The organism is Streptomyces sp. 15-116A (assembly GCF_025290915.1).
GTDB lineage: Bacteria > Actinomycetota > Actinomycetes > Streptomycetales > Streptomycetaceae > Streptomyces.
The window spans coordinates 1-19,619 of record NZ_JAOCQE010000049.1 but is presented as its reverse complement, the minus strand read 5'-3'; the positions used below and the strand labels follow the sequence as shown (position 1 = coordinate 19,619).

Below are 19,619 nucleotides of genomic sequence, written 5' to 3'. Positions count from 1 at the left end.
AGTACCGGTCTGCCCCGCACCAAGGAGCCCACGTGAGCGCCCCCGAGTCGCACCAGCCTGTAGACGTGCCAGAAGACGACAAGTCGCACGTGCCTCCGATGACGACCCGCGTCGTGATCGCCGAGGACGAGGCGCTGATCCGGCTCGACCTCAAAGAGATGCTGGAGGAGGAGGGCTACACCGTCGTCGGTGAGGCCGGGGACGGTGAGCAGGCCATCGAGCTGGCCCGTGAGCACCAGCCCGACCTGGTGATCCTCGATGTGAAGATGCCCAAGCTGGACGGCATCTCCGCGGCCGAGAAGATCGCCGAGGAGCGGATCGCCCCGGTGCTGATGCTGACCGCGTTCTCCCAGCGCGACCTGGTGGAGCGGGCGCGGGACGCCGGTGCCATGGCGTATCTCGTCAAGCCGTTCAGCAAGAGCGATGTCGTCCCCGCGATCGAGATGGCCGTCTCCCGGTTCACGGAACTGAAGGAGCTGGAGCGCGAGGTCGCGGACCTGAGCCAGCGGCTGGAGACGCGCAAGCTGGTGGACCGCGCGAAGTCGGTGCTGCAGACCCAGTACGGGCTGACCGAGCCGGCCGCGTTCCGCTGGATCCAGAAGACGTCCATGGACCGGCGGATGTCGATGCAGCAGGTGGCGCAGGCGGTCATCGACGACGCGGAGGAGAAGAAGGCGTCGAAGGGCTGAGCCCTCCCGACGGTACGACGAAGGCCCGCGTCCCCTGAGCAGGGGGCGCGGGCCTCGTCGTGGTGCGGTGCCGCCGGATCAGTCCTCGCCGAGGTAGGCCTTGCGGACGGACTCGTCGTGCAGCAGGTCCTGGCCCGTGCCGGACAGGACGATGTTGCCGACCTCCATCACATGGCCGTGGTCCGCGAGGGACAGCGCCGCCTGGGCGTTCTGCTCGACGAGCAGGATGGTGGTGCCCTGCGACTTCAGCTCGGCGATGGTCGCCATGATCTTCTGCATCATGATCGGCGACAGACCCATGGAGGGCTCGTCGAGCATGAGCAGCTTCGGCTGGGACATCAGCGCCCTGCCCATGGCGAGCATCTGCTGCTCACCGCCGGAGAGGGTGCCCGCGGCCTGCTTGCGGCGTTCCCCGAGGATGGGGAAGAGGTCGTAGGCGCGCTGGATGTCCTTCTGGATGCCTTCCTTGTCGTCCCGCAGGAAGGCGCCGAGCTGGAGGTTCTCCTCGATGGTCAGGCGCGGGAAGATGTGCCGGCCTTCGGGGGAGTGGGCCATGCCCAGCGCGACGATCTTGTGCGCGGGGATGTTGGCGAGGGGCTTCCCGTCGAAGGTGATCTTTCCGGACAGCGGCTTGAGCAGTCCGGACAGGGTGCGCAGCGTGGTGGTCTTGCCCGCACCGTTGGTGCCGATGAGGGTGACGACCTGTCCGGCCTCCACGCTGAAGGAGATGCCCTTGACGGCCTCGATCTTGCCGTAGGCGACCCTGAGGTCCTCGACCTCGAGCAGTGCGGTCACTGGACGTCCTCCGTGCGGGAGTCGGTGCTGGGTGCTGCTGTCTCCGCGGCCTCGACCTCGGCGACCTCCTCGGCCCCGGGTGCTCCTTCGAAGGGGGTGCCGAGGTAGGCGGCGACGACGCGTTCGTCGCTCTGGACGACCTCGGGGGTGCCCTCGACGAGCTTCTCCCCCTGGACGAGGCAGGCGACGCGGTCGCAGAGATTGAAGATGAACCGCATGTCGTGCTCGATGACGAGCACGGCGATGCCCTGGTCGCGGATGGCGAAGATGAGCTCCTCGGCCGCGCGGGTCTCCTGCGGGTTCATACCGGCCGTGGGCTCGTCGAGCAGGAGCAGGCCGGGCTCGGAGGCGAGGGCGCGCGCGATCTCCAGCTTGCGCTGCTCGCCGTAGGGCAGGTTGCGTGCCAGGTGGTCGGCCTTGTGGGCGAGACCGATGAACTTCAGCAGTTCCATGGCGCGCTCGTGCGAGGCGGCTTCGGCCTTCTTGAAGCCGGGGCCGCGCAGCAGGGCCGACCAGAGGCCTTCCTTGGTCCGGGTGTGACGTCCCACGAGGACGTTCTCCAGGACCGTCATGTTGGCGAAGAGCCGGATGTTCTGGAAGGTACGGGCGATGCCCGCCTTGGTCACCAGGTGCGGCTTGGGCGGCAGGACGGTGCCCTTGTAGCTGACCTTGCCTTCGGTGGGGACGTACAGACCGGTCAGGCAGTTGAAGAAGGTCGTCTTGCCGGCGCCGTTGGGGCCGATGAGGCCGACGATCTCGCCGCTGTCGACGGTGAGCGACACCGAGCGCACGGCGGTCAGGCCGCCGAAGCGCATCGTGACGTCGCTGGCGTCGAGGACGGTGGTGGTGGTTGTGGTGGTCATGGTGTTCACGCCCCCGCCTTGGTGACGCCGACGGTGTCCTGGGGCAGTCGTTGATCGGGTACGTCGAGTTGGTCGGTTTCGTGGAACTCCAGCTGGGCCCGCTTGTTGGCGACGATGCCCTCGGGACGGAAGCGCATCAGCAGGACGAGCGCGAGACCGAAGAGGAGCAGCTGGAGCTCTTCGAGGAATTCCAGCTTCTTCGGGATCAGGTAGAGCAGGGCCGCGCCGATGAGCGGTCCGCTGATGGTGCCCATGCCGCCGAGGATGACGGCGGCGAGCAGGAACGCCGAGTTCGGCGGGACCGAGTTGGCGAACTGGTACTGCTCGGGCGTGACGGTGGACTGCAGGTGTGCCTGCACGGTGCCGGCGAGGCCGGCGAGCGTGGCGCCGAGGGCGAAGGCGATCAGCTTGACGCGGAAGCCGTTGATGCCCATGGCGGTGGCGGCGGTCTCGTCCTCGCGGATGGCGACCCAGGCGCGGCCGATCCGGGAGTCGCCGGAGCGGCGGAACACCAGGACCACGAAGGCCATGACCAGCAGCATCAGGAAGAAGTAGTTGCTGGGGCGGCCGAGGGGGAAGCCGAGGAACTCGTGCGTCTCACCGAAGTTGAACCCGAAGAACTCCAGGTCCGGGATGTTCGGGATGCCGTTGGAGCCGTTGGTGACGTCCGGGCCGGTGTTCCCGTTCAGGTTGAGCATGGTGATGCGGAAGATCTCACCGAAGCCCAGCGTCACGATGGCGAGGTAGTCGCCGCGCAGCCGCAGGGTCGGGGCGCCGATGAGGACGCCGAAGATCAGCGAGACGACGGCGCCGGTGAGGACGGCCGCCCAGAACGGGAACTGCACGCCGATGCTGGAGGTCGGGGCGCCGGAGACCAGGGCGGCGGCGTAGGCGCCGACGCCGAGGAAGGCGACGTAACCGAGGTCGAGCAGGCCGGCGAGGCCGACGACGATGTTCAGACCCAGCGCCACCGTGGTGAAGATCAGGATGTTGGCGCCGATGAGGGCGTAGGTGTCGTCGGTCTGGGTGAAGGGGAAGCAGGCCGCGGCGACCAGGGCCGAGGCCATGGTGATGTTGCGGTGCTTGGCGGTGAGGGAGCCGAGCCGGACGAGCAGGCCCGCCCGGGTGATGGCGACGGCGCCGAACACGGTGGTGATCAGGGTGCCGATGAACAGCTCGGCCTCGGCGGCGATGCCGTACGCGAAGACGTACAGGCCGATGGCGAACGAGGCGGCGATCACGACGATCTCCAGCCACGCGGGCAGTTCCTTCGCCGTCCGCTTGGGCTCGGGGGCCTTGGTGGCGGTGCGCAGCCGCTGCCAGATACCCGCGTCGTCCTCGGGGGCCACCTCGGTGGGCAGGCCGAGGGCGGCGAGTACGGCGATGAGCGCGCCGACGCCGGAGACCCAGGCTCCGGGTTCGAGGTTGACGATGCCGCCGAGCTCGGCGGAGATGGAGCCCATGGCGTAGCCGACGGTGCCGAGCATGCCGAGGGCGAAGAGCAGCACGGGGCTGTTCTTGCCGCCGGGGGTCAGCCACTTCAGGCCGCGGATGCCGTATCCGGCGAGGGCGAACAGCGCTGTGAGGAGGGCGCCGGTGAGGGTGACGACCTGGAGCTCGGCGGGGTAGCCCCACACGGTCAGGTCGCCCGGGTAGGCGCTGGTCCAGGTCCAGGGCATCATCGTGCCGGCGAAGGCGACGGCCGCGCCGGCGAGGACGCCCAGACGGGCGGTGGCCGGCGACAGCGGCAGGACCGGGCTGTGCGTGGTGGTGGTCTTGGTGAGGTCGGTCATCGCTCTCACGCCCTGTCCGCGACGCGCTCGCCGAGCAGGCCCTGTGGCCTGAACAGCAGGACCAGGATCAGCAGGATGAAGGCCCAGACGTTCGCCCAGGACTGGGCACCGAACTGCTCGAGACCCGGGATCTGGTCGATGTAACCGGTGGAGAGGGCCTCGGCGAGACCCAGGACGACGCCGCCGAGCATGGCGCCGTAGATGTTGCCGATTCCGCCGAGGACGGCCGCCGTGAAGGCCTTGAGGCCCATCAGGAAGCCCATCTTGAAGCCGATCTGGCCGAAGTGCAGGGCGTAGCCGACGGCCGCGACGGCGGCGAACGCGGCACCGATGGCGAAGGCCATGACGATGATGCGGTCGGTGTTGATGCCCATGAGCTTGGCGGTGTCGGGGTCCTGCGCCGTGGCCTGCATGCCGCGGCCGGAGCGGGTCTTGTTGACGAACCAGCCCAGGGCGAGCATGCACAGCGGCGCCGTGATGATGATGAACAGGTCGTTCCGGTTGATGCTGGCGCCGAGGAACTCCAGGGACTCACCGGAGAACTGCGGGAAGGTGATGTCCTTCTTGGCTTCCGGGTACCAGTACCAGACGGCCTGCTGCAGGAAGAGCGAGAGGCCGATCGCGGTGATCAGTGGTGCCAGGCGAGGTGCGCTGCGCAGGGGTCGATAGGCGAATCGTTCCGCTGCGACGCCGACCAGGACGGCGCAGATGACGCCGCCTAGGAGCATCAGGGGGATGATCGCCAACAGGGAGACACCGCTCGGCATCCAGAGGAAGACGGTGTACGCCCCGAAGCCTCCGATCATGAATATCTCGCCGTGGGCGAAGTTGATGAGCTGGACGATGCCGTAGACCATCGTGTAGCCGATCGCGATGAGTCCGTACATCGCGCCGAGGATGAGTCCATTGGCCAGCTGCTGCGGCAGTTCGTTCACCGCAAGGCCTCCGTGGAATGGTTCGGATATGGCGCCGCGCGGGAGCGCTGGTAGCGCTCCCGCGCGGTCTGGGTCAATGCATGAGTGCCGGGAGGGCGCCTCGGGTTACGGCTTCACAGCCTCGGAGTGCTTGTCCTTCCAGGCACCGCCCTCGACCTGGTAGGCGGTCATCATGGTGTTGGTGGTGTCGCCGAACTCGTCGAACGAGACCTCACCGGTCACGCCGGAGAACTTGACCTCCGACATGGCCTCCAGCACCTGCTGGCGGTTGGGCACCTTGTTGTCGTTCTTCTCGTAGGCGATCTTCACCGCCTGGATGATCGACCAGGTGGCGTCGTAGGTGCCGGCGCCGTAGGCCTCGTAGTCCTCCTTGTAGCCGCCCGCCTTGTAGTTCGCGATGAACTCCTTGGCGGAGTCGAGCTTCTCGGTCGGCGCGCCGACGGAGGTGGCGAGGTCGCCCTCGGCCTTCTTGTTCAGCTTGATGAAGTCGGCGCTGAAGATGCCGTCGCCGCCCATCAGCGGGATCTTGGCGCCGGCGTCCTTGAGCTGCTGGCTCAGCGGACCGGCGGCCGGGTACTCACCGCCGTAGTAGACGGCCTTCGCCTTGGTCTTCTTGACCTTGGTGACGACGGCGTTGAAGTCACGCTCCTCGGGGTTCACGTGGTCGGTGCCCACGATCTTGCCGCCGAGCTTGGTGAAGGTCTCCTTGAAGGAGGCGGCGAGGCCGGCGCCGTAGGTCTTCTGGTCGTCGATCAGGTAGACCTCTTTGATCTTCGCCGTGTTGAACAGGAAGTTCGCGGCGAAGGCGCCCTGGATGGCGTCGGTGGTCGCGGTGCGGAAGTACGTCTTGAACGGACGCACCTTCTTGCCGGACTTCCAGTCGTCGCCCTGGGTCAGCTCGGTACCGGTGTTGGCCGGGGAGACCTGGACCAGGTTGGCGTCGTTGAACGGCTTCTGCATCGACTGGGCGACGCTGGAGTTCAGCGGGCCGACGACGCCGAGGACGTCCTTGTTGTTGATGAAGGACTGGGCGTTGGCCTGGCCGACGGACGGCTGGGCCTGGTCGTCCTTCGCCTCCAGCTTGAAGGTGATGCCGTCGACCACCTTCTCCTTGTTGGCGGTCTTGACCGCGAGGTCGGCGGAGTTCTTGATGCCGAGACCCAGCGCGGAAAGGTCGCCCGTCAGCGGGGCGTCGACACCGATGACGACGGTGGCGTTCTCGCCGTCGCCACCGGACTTGCCGTCGTCGCGCGAACCACAGGCGGTGAGGGTGAGTGCTCCCGCCGCCAGCGCGGCGGTGATGGCGATGAGCGAACGTTGACGCACGATCCAGTCCTTTCCCCTGACAGCCGCCTCCCCGTGGAAACGGCCGAGTCGAGCGCTGGGCCGAAGTGACAATCGGGCTCCGCGGTGACTGGCCGTGACTCTAAGCGTGTGATGGGAACGTGGAGGAGAGTCTGGCCAAGGCTGTGACGCTCTTGTTATGACACGACGTAATGCAGAGCGGTACTGAACGGGGAGAACGGCGGAATTCTCGCCGTTTTGCCCTGTCCACATGGTGAGAAACCGCAGGACTCGAAGGGATCTGTTCAGGCGTCTCGGCGGTTTTGGTGATTACCGTAAATCGTTGCTGCGGGCGACCTCCAGGGCGGGGAGGGGTTCCTGCGGTGTGCTGGGGTCCGAGAGGGAGGCCGGGCATCTGCATTGCGTGTTTATTACGCAGAGTTACGACCGGGAAAGACAGTCCGGCACTTCCCGGCACATCGCGCATTCCGCCTCCGGATAATGCGCGAAAAGGCACGCCGCTCGGTTACAGGGCGTTTGACCTGTGGTTTTGGGTGGACGAGGGTCATCGCCACGGCGATTCGGTCGGTCCGCCGCCGCGGTACCGCTCGGCGCACCCCTCCCGTACCTGACGGTCGATCACATCGTGTGCGGCGTCCGTCCCTTGACGCCGCTGCACGGGGCGGGCGTCGGCCACGGCCTCGAGCAGGATGTTGTACTGCCCGTTGGACATGCCCATCTTCTGGTAGTCGCCGTAGTCGTCCCCGGCGAGCGCCTTGCGGGACCAGTACGTGACGAGCTGGACGCAGATCTCCGTGGGGGAGGTGGCGAGGGGTGAGGGGGAGTCCGAGGTGGAGTGCGAGGGTGAGGGGGGGCGGGCGTTGGTGTCGTCGCAGCCGGCCGTCGCCGACGTGACGGCGAGCAGCAGTGCGGCGGCGAGCAGCGGTGTGGCGGTGCGGCGGCGTGGGGCGGTGCTGTGGTGTGGGGTGGCGCCGCGCGGTGCGCGTGCCCGCGTCGGGCGGCATGTCGGTCCCGTCGGCCGAGAGGGCCTCCCTGCCCGTTCCATGGCACGAACAGTAAGCGGCCCGCCGGCCGGCGGCAACGGTGGTGCGGGGCAACGACAGCGGGACCCGGCAGTGCGTGACGCACCGTCAGGTCCCGTATGCCTGTGGGTCGCGGGGGTCAGCCGGTCGCGCCCACCCGCTCGGCGTCCTGCGGGTTCACATCGCGCAGCAGGCAGGTCAGGCGGGCCGTGCACACGCGCTTGTCCGCCTCGTCCGTGATGACGATCTCGTACGTCGCCGTGGAGCGGCCCCGGTGCACGGGCGTCGCGACCCCGGTGACCAGGCCGGAGCGCACACCGCGGTGGTGCGTGCAGTTCAGGTCGACGCCCACGGCGATCTTGGAAGTGCCGCCGTGCAGCATCGAGCCCACCGAGCCGAGCGTCTCGGCCAGCACCGCCGAGGCGCCGCCGTGCAGCAGCCCGTACGGCTGGGTGTTGCCCTCCACCGGCATCGTCCCGACGACCCGCTCCGCCGACGCCTCCAGGATCTGCACACCCATGCGCGTGCCCAGATGGCCCGCCGAGAACAGCGCCTGGAGGTCCACGCCGAGCGCGGCGTACTCGTCGATGACCTCCTGCGGGAACTTCACATGCTGCTGCTCGCCCATGGGCCCGGCTCCGTTTCGTCGTGATCGCTTTCGGCGTCGCTCGGCACTGCTCGGCCGTACTCTTCGGCTGAGCAAACGCTCAGTCGGTCGCCGATTGTTCCAGACGGACCACGACGGACTTGCTGGCCGGGGTGTTGCTGACGTCCGCGGTGGCGTCCAGGGGCACCAGGACATTGGTCTCCGGGTAGTACGCGGCCGCGCACCCGCGTGCCGTCGGATAGTGCACGACACGGAAGCCCGGCGCCCTGCGCTCCACCCCGTCCCTCCACTCGCTCACCACGTCCACGTACGCGCCGTCCGCGACCCCCAGCTCCCGTGCGTCCTCGGGATGGACCAGCACCACGCGCCGGCCGTTCCTGATGCCCCGGTACCGGTCGTCCAGGCCGTAGATCGTGGTGTTGTACTGGTCGTGCGAGCGCAGCGTCTGGAGCAGCAGCCGCCCCTCGGGCAGCTCGGGGTACTCCACCGGCGCCGCCGTGAAGTTGGCCTTCCCGGTGGCCGTGGGGAAGCGGCGCTCGTCACGCGGGGCGTGGGGCAGCGCGAAGCCTCCGGGGCGGGCCACGCGCGCGTTGAAGTCCTCGAAGCCGGGCACCACGCGCGCGATGCGGTCACGGATCGTGGCGTAGTCCTTCTCGAACTCCTCCCACGGCACCCTGCTGTCCGCGCCGAGCACCCGCCGGGCCAGCCGGCACACGATCGCCGGCTCCGACAGCAGCCGCGGGCTCGCCGGCTCCAGCCGCCCGCGCGAGGCGTGCACCATGCCCATCGAGTCCTCGACCGTGACGAACTGCTCGCCGCCCTCCTGCACGTCGCGCTCGGTGCGGCCGAGCGTCGGCAGGATCAGCGCCCGCGCGCCCGTGACCGTGTGCGAGCGGTTCAGCTTGGTCGACACGTGCACCGTCAGCCGGGCCCGGCGCATCGCCGCCTCCGTGACCTCCGTGTCCGGGGAGGCGGAGACGAAGTTGCCGCCCATCGCGAAGAACACCTTCGCCTCGCCGTCACGCAGCGCGCGGATCGCCCGTACGACGTCGTAGCCGTGCTCACGCGGCGGGGCGAAGCCGAACTCCTTCTCCAGCGCGTCCAGGAAGGCCGGGGCGGGCCGCTCGAAGATGCCCATGGTGCGGTCGCCCTGCACATTGGAGTGACCGCGCACCGGGCACACGCCCGCACCCGGGCGGCCGATGTTGCCGCGCAGCAGCAGGAAGTTGACGACCTCCTTGATGGTCGGCACCGCGTGCTTGTGCTGCGTGAGGCCCATCGCCCAGCACACGATGGTGCGCTCGGAGGCGAGCACCATGCGCAGGCACGCCTCGACGTCCCCGCGCGTGAGCCCGGTCGCGGCGAGCGTCTCGTCCCAGTCGGCGGCGCGGGCGGCCGCGGCGAACTCCTCGTAGCCGTGCGTGTGGTCCCGTACGAAGTCCTCGTCGACGGCGCCCTCCGTCTCGAGGATCAGCTTGTTGAGGAGGCGGAACAGCGCCTGGTCGCCGCCGATGCGGATCTGCAGGAACAGGTCGGTCAGCGGGGCGCCGGTGGTGAGGCCCTTCGGCGTCTGCGGGTTCTTGAAGCGCTCCAGGCCCGCCTCCGGCAGCGGGTTCACGCTGATGATCCGCGCGCCGTTCGCCTTGGCCTTCTCCAGCGCGGCCAGCATGCGCGGGTGGTTCGTCCCCGGGTTCTGGCCGGCGACGATGATCAGGTCGGCCTGGTGGAGGTCGTCAAGGAGCACGCTGCCCTTGCCGATGCCGATCGTCTCCGACAGGGCCGAGCCGGAGGACTCGTGGCACATGTTGGAGCAGTCGGGCAGGTTGTTGGTGCCCAGCTCGCGGGCGAACAGCTGGTAGAGGAACGCGGCCTCGTTGCTGGTGCGGCCCGAGGTGTAGAAGACGGCCTCGTCGGGGGAGCCGAGCGCGGCGATCTCCTCGGCGACGATGTCGAAGGCGCGTTCCCAGGTGACCGGCTCGTAGTGCGTGCCGCCCTCGGGCAGGTACATGGGGTGGGTGAGCCGCCCCTGCTGGCCCAGCCAGTAGCCGCTGCGGCCGGCCAGATCGGTGACCGGGTGCTCGGCGAAGAACTCGGGCGTGACCCGGCGCAGGGTGGCCTCCTCGGCAACGGCCTTCGCGCCGTTCTCGCAGAACTCCGCCCGGTGCCGCTGCTCCGGCTCCGGCCAGGCACAGCCCGGGCAGTCGAAGCCGTCCTTCTGGTTGACGCTGAGCAGTGTCAGCGCGGTGCGCTTCACGCCCATCTGGCGCCGGGCCGCGCGCAGGGTGTGCCCGATCGCCGCGAGGCCCGCGGCCGCGTGCTGCGGCTCGGTGACCTGCGGCGCGTCCTGCACGGGATCGGCCTTCGGCGGCTTGGCGGCCATCGCGCACTCTCCTTCGGGTACACGTGTGAGGTACGTCTCCGATCCTCGCACGGGGCACCGACAGCGGTGAGGGTCGTTCACGGTGAGCACCGTCCTCCCTCTCCCGGTCCTCCTGCTGCCCTCCTTCCCGCCGCGACGGCGCTCAGCCACGACGGCGGAGTCCGGCGGTGCCGCACTCCGCGCACCCCCGATGGCGACCTCTGCGCACCACAGGTGGCGGCCCGCTGTCAGTGGGCCGTGGCAGGATCGGGGGCGTGGCAGAGACAGCATCGAAGAAGACCGAGACCACCCCCGCCGGCGGCCGCCCCCGCCTGATGCTCATGGACGGGCACTCACTGGCCTACCGCGCGTTCTTCGCGCTGCCCGCGGAGAACTTCACCACCGCGACGGGCCAGCCGACGAACGCGATCTACGGCTTCGCGTCGATGCTGGCCAACACGCTGCGCGACGAGGCGCCCACGCACTTCGCGGTGGCGTTCGACGTGTCCCGCAAGACCTGGCGGTCCCAGGAGTTCACCGAGTACAAGGCGAACCGCTCCAAGACCCCCGACGAGTTCAAGGGCCAGGTCGAGCTGATCGGCGAGCTGCTCGACGCGATGCACGCCGAGCGCTTCGCCATCGACGGGTTCGAGGCGGACGACATCATCGCCACCCTCGCCACCCAGGCCGAGGCCGAGGGCTTCGACGTCCTGATCGTCACCGGCGACCGTGACTCCTTCCAGCTGGTCTCCGACCACACCACGGTGCTCTACCCGACCAAGGGCGTCTCCGAGCTGACCCGGTTCACCCCGGAGAAGGTGTTCGAGAAGTACGGCCTGACGCCCGCCCAGTACCCGGACTTCGCGGCGCTGCGCGGCGACCCCTCCGACAACCTGCCCGGCATCCCCGGCGTCGGCGAGAAGACCGCCGCGAAGTGGATCAACCAGTTCGGTTCCTTCGCCGACCTCGTCGAGCGCGTCGACGAGGTCAAGGGCAAGGCCGGGCAGAACCTCCGCGACCACCTGGAAGCGGTCAAGCTCAACCGCCGGCTCACCGAGCTGGAGCGCCAGGTCCCGCTGCCCAAGGGCGTCACCGACCTGGAGCGCACCGCCTACGACCGCAAGGCCGTGGCGATGATCCTCGACACCCTGGAGATCAGGAATCCCTCGCTGCGCGAGCGGCTCTTCGCCGTCGACCCCGGCGCCGCGGAGGCCGAGGTGGCCCCGGTCGTCGCGGACGGCGTGGAGCTGGACGGCACCGTACTGCGCACCGGCGAGCTGTCCGGCTGGCTCGCCGAGCACGGCACCGGCCCGCTCGGCGTCGCCACCGTCGACACCTGGGCGCTGGGCAGCGGCTCGGTCGCCGAGGTCGCGCTGGCCACGGCCGGCGGACCGGCCGCCTGGTTCGACCCCGCCGAGCTGGACGAGGCCGACGAGCGCGCCTTCGCCGCCTGGCTCGCCGACCCGGACCGGCCCAAGGTGTTCCACAACGTCAAGGGCGCGATGCGGGTCTTCGCCGAGCACGGCTGGAGCATCGAGGGCGTGTCCATGGACACCGCGCTCGCCGCCTACCTGGTCAAGCCGGGCCGTCGTTCCTTCGACCTGGACGCGCTGTCCATGGAGTACCTGCACCGCGAGCTGGCCCCGGCCGCCGCGGCCGACGGCCAGCTGGCGTTCGGCTCGGACGACGGGGCCGAGGCGGAGGCGCTGATGGTGCAGGCCCGCGCCGTCCTCGACCTGGGGGAGGCCTTCGAGGGCCGGCTCCAGGACGTGGGTGCGGCGGAGCTGCTGCGGGACGTGGAGCTGCCGACGTCCGCGCTGCTGGCCCGCATGGAGCGGCACGGCATCGCGGCGGACCGGGACCATCTGCAGGCCATGGAGCAGATGTTCGCGGGCGCGGTCCAGCAGGCGGTGAAGGAGGCGCACGCGGCGGCGGGGCACGAGTTCAACCTGGGCTCGCCCAAGCAGCTCCAGGAGGTCCTCTTCGGCGAGCTGGGCCTGCCCAGGACGAAGAAGACGAAGACCGGCTACACCACGGACGCGGACGCCCTCGCCTGGCTGGCCGGCCAGACCGACAACGAACTGCCCGTGATCATGCTCCGGCACCGGGAGCAGGCGAAGCTGCGCGTCACCGTCGAGGGCCTGATCAAGACGATCGCCGCGGACGGCCGGATCCACACCACCTTCAACCAGACGGTCGCCGCCACCGGCCGCCTGTCCTCCACCGACCCGAACCTGCAGAACATCCCCGTCCGCACGGACGAGGGCCGCGCCATCCGCCGCGGCTTCGTGGTGGGGGAGGGCTACGAGTCGCTGCTGACCGCCGACTACAGCCAGATCGAGTTGCGGGTGATGGCCCACCTCTCCGAGGACGCGGGCCTGATCGAGGCGTTCACCTCCGGTGAGGACCTGCACACCACGGCCGCCGCGCAGGTGTTCTCCGTGGAGCCGTCCGCCGTGGACGCGGAGATGCGGCGCAAGATCAAGGCGATGTCGTACGGCCTGGCGTACGGGCTGTCGGCGTTCGGTCTGTCGCAGCAGCTGAACATCGAGGCGGCGGAGGCGCGGGCCCTGATGGACGCGTACTTCGAGCGCTTCGGCGGGGTGCGGGACTATCTGCAGCGGGTCGTCGCCGAGGCGCGGGCGACCGGGTACACGGCGACGCTGTTCGGCCGCCGCCGCTATCTGCCCGACCTCAACAGCGACAACCGCCAGCGCCGGGAGGCGGCCGAGCGGATGGCCCTGAACGCGCCCATCCAGGGCACGGCGGCGGACATCGTCAAGATCGCCATGCTGAACGTGGACAGGGCGCTGCGCGAGGCGGGCCTGAACTCCCGCATGCTCCTCCAGGTCCACGACGAGATCGTCCTGGAGGTGGCCCCCGGCGAACGCCCCACGGTCGAGCCCCTGGTCCGCGAGGAGATGTCCAAGGCGGTCCAACTCCGAGTCCCCCTGGGCGTCTCGGTCGGCGCGGGCCCGGACTGGGAATCCGCCGCGCACTAGTCCCGCCCGGGGGAGGGCCGACCGACGGGCCGGGCCGGGCTCGGCACCGCCGGGCTCCGTACCGGTGGCTGAGCGCCGTCGCGGCGGAAAGCTCAAGCGGCGGCGCCATCAGCTCCTCCCGCCGCAGCGCCCGCTTTCCGCCGCGACACCTTCTCGCCGCAGCACCTTCTCTCCGCCGCGACGGTGCTCAGCCACCGCAGCGGAGACCGGCGGTGCCAAGCAGGGCCGTCGCCTCCCCACGCCCCTCCCGGGGTTCCTTGAACAGGGTTCGGTGCGCGCACCGGGCCTCACTCGCCTGGCCCCCGTCAACACGCCCCCGCTCCCTCCGGCGGCCAGGATGCGGGGCATGGGTATACGCATGCTTCACCGCAGAGCGGCACCCCCGCGGAGTGGCGCCGACGGGCCCCGGCCCGAGGCGTCTGTTTCCGTTCCGGTCTTCGCGGACGCCGCAAGTACCGCCCGCATCCCCACCCCCCTCTCGGCCACGCTGCGGCGCCACCTCCCCGCCACCGGCGCCCCCGCCATCCCCTGGCGGCTGTGGGCCGAGGTGGCCCGGGGCTATCTCACCCTCGTCCTCACCCTGCTGCCCCGGCCCCGCCCCGTCCGCACCATCACCGTCTTCGTCGCGGCCGGCGAGACCCTCAGCGTGCGCCCGTACGGCTCGGCCGCTCCGTATCCGCGTCTGCAGGGCGGCTCCCCGTGGCCGGGGAGGCCGGACGCCACGCCCTGACGGCCACGGCGTACACCGGCAGCGCCAGCACCAGACCCGCGCCTGCCCCGAAGCACACCGTCGGGATCAGCTCCCAGGGCTTCGCGGCCGATCCCCAATAGGCCCACCACCGCGAGGCCCGCTGCACCGCCCCCGCCAGCGCACAGCCCCCGAGCAGCGCCACCGCCGCCCACCGGTCCGCCACCGACAGCACCGGCACCCCCACGGGCCCGCCCGGGTCCGCCCGCCGCAGCGCCCGCGCCACGAACAGAGCGATCACCACCGCCGCCACCACCGAGCCTCCGTACTGCAAGTACCAGTACAGCGGTGAACCGGCGATCTCCCGGCCCAGCACGGGAAACAGCCGCATCCCCCACCGGTCCAGGTGCGTGAACGCGTCCCAGACCACATGCGTCAGCGCACCCAGCACGGCCGAGACGTACCAGCGCGCCACCAGGGACACCCGCAGCCGCGCCCGCGGCGCCCCGCAGCGCAGCAGCGCCGCCGTCCGCCCCTGCCGCCCGCGCGGCAACAGCGCCACGAGCGGTTCGCGCACCAGCAGCCACAGCCCCACCAGCGCCCAGGCGATGAGCACATCGACCGTGAACACGCCCCAGAACGCGTGCGTGACGTCCCCGAACTCCATCGCCCCGGACAGGACACTCGCCGCGTAATAGGTCATGTCGGGAGCGAAACTGCCCGCGACGAGCACCGCCGGCACCAGCGCGGCGCGACCGCTGCCGTCGGTACGGACGGCGGGCAGCACCGCCGCCGCATGGCTGAGCGTGAACGGCAACTCGGCTCCTCCCGCTGCGGAAAGCACCCAGTATGGGCGACGAGCTCCGCACGAACCCCCAACTCCGAACATGGCCAACCGGTGAATATCGGTCAGGAACGGGTGTCCGTGCAAAGGAAGTTGTCGTAGGGTCGCGAGGGTCGCCGTGCCGTCGCGCAACCGGCGGGGCGGGTCGATCGTCACAACAGGGCGAACACAACAGACGTTGACGGACGCTCCGGCGTCCACGGGAGGGGTTCACTCTATGGCGGCGCATTTCGGCAGGAGGCTGCGCAAGGGAGCGGCAACCACCGCAGTGGCCGCGGCGGCGGTGGCTGCCTTGTCCGCGTCCCAGGCTCCGGGCGTGACCGTCGACGACCACGGCAGACAGACCAGCGCGGACGCCACCCCCTCGCCCGACGAGGCGGCCGGCTCCAGCGCCACCGGCAACTCGCCGTACTACACCGACCTGCCGCCGCTCAACAGCCCGAACCCCTCACCGTCCGCGAGCGCCGACCCGGACACCCCGGCCGGCGCCGCAGAGGCGGGCATACCCGCGACCGTCCTCGACGCCTACAAGAAGGCCGAGGCCGCGCTCCGCGAGAAGAAGCCCGCCTGCAATCTGCCCTGGCAACTCCTCGCCGCCATCGGCCGGGTGGAGTCCGGCCAGGCCCGCGGCGGCCGCGTCGACGCCGACGGCACCACGCTCAGCCCGATCATCGGCCCCCAGCTCGACGGCAACGGCTTCGCCCTCATCCGGGACACCGACAACGGCGTCTACGACGGCAACAGCAGCTACGACAACGCCGTCGGCCCCATGCAGTTCATCCCCTCCACCTGGGCCTGGGCGGGCCGCGACGGCAACGGCGACGGCCGCAAGGACCCCAACAACGTCTACGACGCCGCCCTCGCCGCAGGCCACTACCTGTGCCGCAACGGCTGGGACCTGTCCGACCAGCGCGACCTCAACCGGGCGATCCTCAGCTACAACAACTCCACGGACTACCTGAACACCGTCCTCAAGTGGCTGGAGTACTACCGCAAGGGCACCCACGAGATCCCCGACGGCACCGGCACCCTCCCCTCGGACCGCAGCGACGACGGCACGAGGCGCCCCGGCACCACCCCGAGCCCGTCCACGCCCGGCAACGGCAAGGGCACCGGCAACGGCGGCAAGCCCGGCAAGCCGTCCGGCAACAGCCCCAGCCCCGGCCCCTCGAAGCCCGGCGGCAGCCCGAGCAAGCCGCCCACCTCGCCGTCGACGCCGCCCGAAACGCCCCAGACGCCCACCGACACCGTGGACCACCTGGAGGACGCCGGCACCGCGAAGCTCACCGCGATGGCGGGCGACACCTTCACCCAGCGGATCAGCACCCGCGCGGAGACCGAGGCCGGCAAGTCCGTGGCCAAGGTACGGATCCGGTTCACCGTCGTCGGCGACACCGACACCACCTTCACCGGCGGCGAGCGCGTGGCTGTCGCGGTCACCGACAGCTCCGGCGTGGCCGTCGCACCCGCGCTCAAGGCGGGCGAGAAGACCGGGACCGTCACCGTCCGCGCCACCGTCGTCGGCCGCGCGCTGCCGGGCGTCGACTACAAGGCCACCGTCACCGAACGCGCCGCCGACACCCTCGTACGCACCGACGACACGAAGCTGACCTGCGTCCCGGGCGGCGAGTTCGCCGACCCGGTCGTCGTGAAGGCCACCTACGACGGTGTCGTCGCCGACAAGGTCGCGGCCACCGCCACCCTCGTCAAGTCCGCCGACGACCCCACGGCCAACGACAAGGGCCCCTACTTCAAGGACGCCGACGGCAAGGCCGTACGCACCCTCACCGGCCTCAAGACCGACGCCGACGGCCTGCTGAAGCTGCCTCAGCTGTACGCGGACGACGCCACCGGCACGTTCCTGCTCCGCATCACCACCGCGGGCGGCGCGACCCTCACGGTCGAGCTGACCGTGGCGGCGGCGGAGACGTCGTCGCCGAGCCCGTCGCCCAGCGCCTGACCGCTCGTCGCAACGCACCCGAGGGCGCGTCTCCCGTACGACAGGAGGCGCGCCCTCGGTGTGTGCGGCCTCCCCTTCATCTCACGCGACCTGTTCTCATCTCACGCCCCCGTTGCTACGGTGCCCGGACCTGACGCCCCATCAGCTCACCTGCTCGCGTGGGAGGCCCGTATGCGCGCCCTCGTCGCCGCCGCCGTAGGTCTCGCCGCCGCGTTCGCCCTCGTCCTCACGCTGACCGCGCTGGGCTCGCCGACCGGCGAGACCTCCCCGAAGCCGCTGCTGACGACGGTGCCGGCACACCCCTGACCCGCCCGCCCGCAAGGGAGGCCGAGATGCGCCGCAAAGCCGGACTGGTCCTGCTCGCCGCCGCCGTGTTCTTCGCGGCCCTGTCCCCGCTGCTGCGCTGGTACGCCTTCCCGCGCCTGGCCAAGGTCCCGCCGCACCAGTACCAGACCATGGTCCTGGAGGCCGAGAACGCCACCCTCCTCGACTACTCCACCCTGCGCGCGCGACAGGTCCCGCGCGTCACCATCGTGCAGACCCTCAAGGGCAACGTGGCCGCCTCCGAGGGCATCGAGCGGACCGTCGACGGCGACGTGGTCGTCTGGGACGGTCTCACCTACGTCGTCGGCCCCGACGGCGAGATGGTCTCCAGGATCCCCGAGCGGTACATCTTCGACGCCCACACCCAGGAACCCGTCCACGCCGACGGCGAGATGGTCGACGGCGACCCCGTGCGGCGCCGGGGCATCGAGTTCAAGTGGCCCTTCCTGACGGAGAAACGGGACTACGAGTACTTCGACGCACAAGCCCGCGTGACGGCCCCCATCCACTACAAGGGCACCCGCGACTTCCGCGGCCTGGAGGTCTACTACTTCGAGCAGACCATCCCCTGGACGCAGGTGCCGTACCCCAAGACCCTGCCCGTGAAGGGCATGACCCCCGAGGCGCTCACCGAGACCGGCACGACCCGCTGGTACACCACGGTCCGCAAGTTCTGGGTCGAACCCCTCACCGGCGCACCCGTCTACGGCGAGGAGATCCACCAGGAGGAGCTGCGCGGCGGCGCCCTCCTCGGCGACCGCGACAAGGTGACGGCGTTCGCGGGACACGTGAAGATGCGCGAGGACTACATCCGCCACACCGTCGACCTGGTCAAGTCCCACCGCACCCTGGTCCTGCTGCTGACCTCGTACCTGCCCTGGGGCTTCCTCGCCCTGGCCGTCCTGCTGCTGGCGCTCTCCCTGTACCTGGAGGCCCGCGCACGCCGCCGCACGCGGCCCACGCCCGAATCGGCGGCGGAGCCGGCCCGGCTCAGCGCCTGAGCCGCGCGTTGGTGTGCCGGGTGGGCTCGGCCGTGGCCGGGTCCTCGGGCCACGGGTGCTTGGGATAGCGGCCGCGCAGCTCGGCCCGTACGCCCTTGTAGCCGTCCCGCCAGAAGGAGGCCAGATCGGCGGTGACCGCGGCGGGCCGTCCCGCCGGGGACAGCAGATGCACCAGCAGCGGCACACCGGCGACCCGCGGCGACTCCTGCAGCCCGAACATCTCCTGGAGCTTCACCGCGAGCACCGGCTGCTCCGGATCCGCGTAGTCCACCCGCACCGCCGACCCACTGGGCACGGTGATCCGCTCGGGCGCCAGCTCGTCCAGCCGCGCGGCCTCACCGGACGCCCACGGCAACAGCCGCGCGAGCGCCTGCCCGGCGTCGATCCGCCCCAGATCGGCCCGCCGCCGCGCCCGGCTCAGCTCCGGCTCCAGCCACTCCTCCACGCGCGCGTGCAGCGCGTCGTCGGAGACATCGGGCCAGGGCTCACCGAGCCGGCGCCGCAGAAACGCCAGCCGTTGCCGCAGGACGACGGCGTCGGGCGACCACCGCAACAGCCCGAACCCCTCCTGCCGCAGCCCGTCCAGCAGCGCACCCCGCACGAGGGCCGGATCGGCGTCGCCGTACGCCCGCACGGCCAGCTCGATCGCCCCGAGCCGCTCGACCCGCCGAGCGACGACGTCCCCGTCCGCCCAGCGCACCTCGGTCCGCTCCTCCAGCAGGGCCCCGGCGGCACTCCGCGCGACGTCCTCGTCGATCACGGCCCCGACCCGCACCCGCGCGTGCCGGCTCCCCACGGGCCGATCAGCCACGGCGACCACGATCCAGGGCGCCCCGCGCAACGCCGACCCCTCGGCCACCTCCGCCCGAGTCCCGGAGGCCATGAGGTACGACCCCGCGTCGAACTTGGCGACCCGCTCGGGAAAGGCCAGCGCGGCGACGATGCCGGCCAGCTTGTCGTCACTGGTGCCGGGTCCGACATGAACGGCACCTTCTGACATGGAGCCACGGTCGGGCGGGTGGGAAAGCTCCTCGGAGACGACGGCCCGCAGCCGCCGCACCTCGGTACGCCACCGCCCCGCGTAGGCGTCGCCCCCACGCCGCGCAGACCTCAGAGCTCCCGCCAGATCATCCCCGTACTCCCGGGGCGCCTCCTCCGACAGCAGCGCCACCACCTCGGCCCCCGCACCCCCGGTGTCCAGCAAGGCCCGGCCCAACCGAGGGTGCACACCGAACCGCGCCAACCGCAGACCCCGCTCCGTCGCCCGCCCGACGCAGTCGACCGCCCCGACCGCCGCCAGAGCCTCCCGCGCCGCCGCCATCGCCCCCGCCGGCGGCGGATCCAGCAGCGCCAGCCCGGAGGCGTCCGGATCCCCCCAGCACGCCGCCTGCAGGGCGAACCCCGTCAGATCGGCCACCTTGATCTCCGGTGA

16 protein-coding genes are annotated in these 19,619 nt (G+C 70.6%); 6 read left to right on the top strand and 10 right to left on the bottom strand.

Features of this window, described 5'->3' with window-relative positions; translation table 11 throughout:
- Positions 1-32 precede the first annotated feature (32 nt).
- Positions 33-689 (top strand): ANTAR domain-containing response regulator, encoded by a 657-nt coding sequence (locus tag N4P33_RS11745; RefSeq protein WP_260826308.1) that lies wholly within the window; start codon positions 33-35, stop codon positions 687-689.
- Between the two features lie 78 nt (positions 690-767).
- On the opposite strand, the gene N4P33_RS11740 is transcribed toward N4P33_RS11745, so the two are convergent.
- The 8 genes from N4P33_RS11740 to N4P33_RS11705 all read right to left on the bottom strand — a co-directional run bounded on the left by N4P33_RS11740 (position 768) and on the right by N4P33_RS11705 (position 10,389).
- The gene (locus N4P33_RS11740; RefSeq protein WP_260826307.1) at positions 768-1,484 is read right to left on the bottom strand and encodes an ABC transporter ATP-binding protein; all 717 of its coding nucleotides are present in this window, start codon (positions 1,482-1,484) and stop codon (positions 768-770) included.
- Positions 1,481-2,347 (bottom strand): ABC transporter ATP-binding protein, encoded by an 867-nt coding sequence (locus tag N4P33_RS11735; protein WP_399029268.1) that lies wholly within the window; start codon positions 2,345-2,347, stop codon positions 1,481-1,483. Before N4P33_RS11735 ends, N4P33_RS11740 begins: the two co-directional genes overlap by 4 nt.
- 5 nt (positions 2,348-2,352) lie before the next feature.
- Positions 2,353-4,140, bottom strand: coding sequence for a branched-chain amino acid ABC transporter permease (locus tag N4P33_RS11730; RefSeq protein ID WP_260826305.1), 1,788 nt, complete (start codon positions 4,138-4,140; stop codon positions 2,353-2,355).
- Positions 4,141-4,145: 5 nt separating this feature from the next.
- A complete protein-coding gene (locus N4P33_RS11725; RefSeq protein ID WP_260826304.1) occupies positions 4,146-5,075 on the bottom strand; it encodes a branched-chain amino acid ABC transporter permease in 930 nt (309 codons plus the stop codon).
- 105 nt (positions 5,076-5,180) lie between these two features.
- Positions 5,181-6,401: a branched-chain amino acid ABC transporter substrate-binding protein gene (locus N4P33_RS11720; protein WP_260826303.1), complete on the bottom strand. Its 1,221-nt coding sequence runs from the start codon at positions 6,399-6,401 to the stop codon at positions 5,181-5,183.
- Between the two features lie 523 nt (positions 6,402-6,924).
- On the bottom strand, positions 6,925-7,425 hold the full coding sequence (locus N4P33_RS11715; protein WP_260826302.1) for a hypothetical protein: 501 nt from the start codon (positions 7,423-7,425) through the stop codon (positions 6,925-6,927).
- Between the two features lie 116 nt (positions 7,426-7,541).
- Positions 7,542-8,030, bottom strand: coding sequence for a PaaI family thioesterase (locus tag N4P33_RS11710; protein WP_260826301.1), 489 nt, complete (start codon positions 8,028-8,030; stop codon positions 7,542-7,544).
- A gap of 79 nt (positions 8,031-8,109) precedes the next feature.
- On the bottom strand, positions 8,110-10,389 hold the full coding sequence (locus N4P33_RS11705; RefSeq protein WP_260826300.1) for an FdhF/YdeP family oxidoreductase: 2,280 nt from the start codon (positions 10,387-10,389) through the stop codon (positions 8,110-8,112).
- 254 nt (positions 10,390-10,643) lie between these two features.
- On the opposite strand from N4P33_RS11705, the gene polA reads away from it, so the two are divergent.
- Together polA and N4P33_RS11695 are read left to right on the top strand one after the other, a co-directional pair.
- Complete coding sequence (gene polA, locus N4P33_RS11700) at positions 10,644-13,370, top strand: DNA polymerase I (protein ID WP_260826299.1); 2,727 nt, start codon at positions 10,644-10,646, stop codon at positions 13,368-13,370.
- Positions 13,371-13,716: 346 nt separating this feature from the next.
- Entirely contained in the window at positions 13,717-14,100 is a 384-nt protein-coding gene (locus N4P33_RS11695) for a hypothetical protein (protein ID WP_260826298.1), read from the top strand.
- On the opposite strand, the gene N4P33_RS11690 is transcribed toward N4P33_RS11695, so the two are convergent.
- A complete protein-coding gene (locus N4P33_RS11690) occupies positions 14,012-14,875 on the bottom strand; it encodes a DUF4184 family protein (protein WP_260826297.1) in 864 nt (287 codons plus the stop codon). The two genes, N4P33_RS11695 and N4P33_RS11690, sit on opposite strands and share 89 nt — an antisense overlap.
- A gap of 244 nt (positions 14,876-15,119) precedes the next feature.
- Between N4P33_RS11690 and N4P33_RS11685 the strand changes: the two genes are divergently transcribed.
- From N4P33_RS11685 to N4P33_RS11675, 3 genes are all read left to right on the top strand, one after another.
- Positions 15,120-16,862: a lytic transglycosylase domain-containing protein gene (locus tag N4P33_RS11685; protein ID WP_260826296.1), complete on the top strand. Its 1,743-nt coding sequence runs from the start codon at positions 15,120-15,122 to the stop codon at positions 16,860-16,862.
- 171 nt (positions 16,863-17,033) lie between these two features.
- Complete coding sequence (locus N4P33_RS11680) at positions 17,034-17,168, top strand: SPW_0924 family protein (RefSeq protein WP_260826295.1); 135 nt, start codon at positions 17,034-17,036, stop codon at positions 17,166-17,168.
- Positions 17,169-17,194: 26 nt separating this feature from the next.
- Positions 17,195-18,187: a DUF3068 domain-containing protein gene (locus N4P33_RS11675; RefSeq protein ID WP_260826294.1), complete on the top strand. Its 993-nt coding sequence runs from the start codon at positions 17,195-17,197 to the stop codon at positions 18,185-18,187.
- Here N4P33_RS11675 and N4P33_RS11670 read toward each other — a convergent pair.
- A partial coding sequence (locus N4P33_RS11670; RefSeq protein ID WP_313904506.1) for an ATP-dependent helicase C-terminal domain-containing protein occupies positions 18,177-19,619 on the bottom strand: 1,443 nt, incomplete at its 5' end. The genes N4P33_RS11675 and N4P33_RS11670 overlap by 11 nt on opposite strands.

Coding starts and splice junctions, on each gene's coding strand:
- N4P33_RS11735 (WP_399029268.1), bottom strand. CDS start 2,347: ATGACCACCACAACCACCACCACCGTCCTCGACGCCAGCGACGTCACG.
- N4P33_RS11730 (WP_260826305.1), bottom strand. CDS start 4,140: ATGACCGACCTCACCAAGACCACCACCACGCACAGCCCGGTCCTGCCG.
- N4P33_RS11715 (WP_260826302.1), bottom strand. CDS start 7,425: ATGGAACGGGCAGGGAGGCCCTCTCGGCCGACGGGACCGACATGCCGC.
- N4P33_RS11710 (WP_260826301.1), bottom strand. CDS start 8,030: ATGGGCGAGCAGCAGCATGTGAAGTTCCCGCAGGAGGTCATCGACGAG.
- N4P33_RS11705 (WP_260826300.1), bottom strand. CDS start 10,389: ATGGCCGCCAAGCCGCCGAAGGCCGATCCCGTGCAGGACGCGCCGCAG.
- N4P33_RS11695 (WP_260826298.1), top strand. CDS start 13,717: ATGGGTATACGCATGCTTCACCGCAGAGCGGCACCCCCGCGGAGTGGC.
- N4P33_RS11685 (WP_260826296.1), top strand. CDS start 15,120: ATGGCGGCGCATTTCGGCAGGAGGCTGCGCAAGGGAGCGGCAACCACC.
- N4P33_RS11680 (WP_260826295.1), top strand. CDS start 17,034: ATGCGCGCCCTCGTCGCCGCCGCCGTAGGTCTCGCCGCCGCGTTCGCC.
- N4P33_RS11675 (WP_260826294.1), top strand. CDS start 17,195: ATGCGCCGCAAAGCCGGACTGGTCCTGCTCGCCGCCGCCGTGTTCTTC.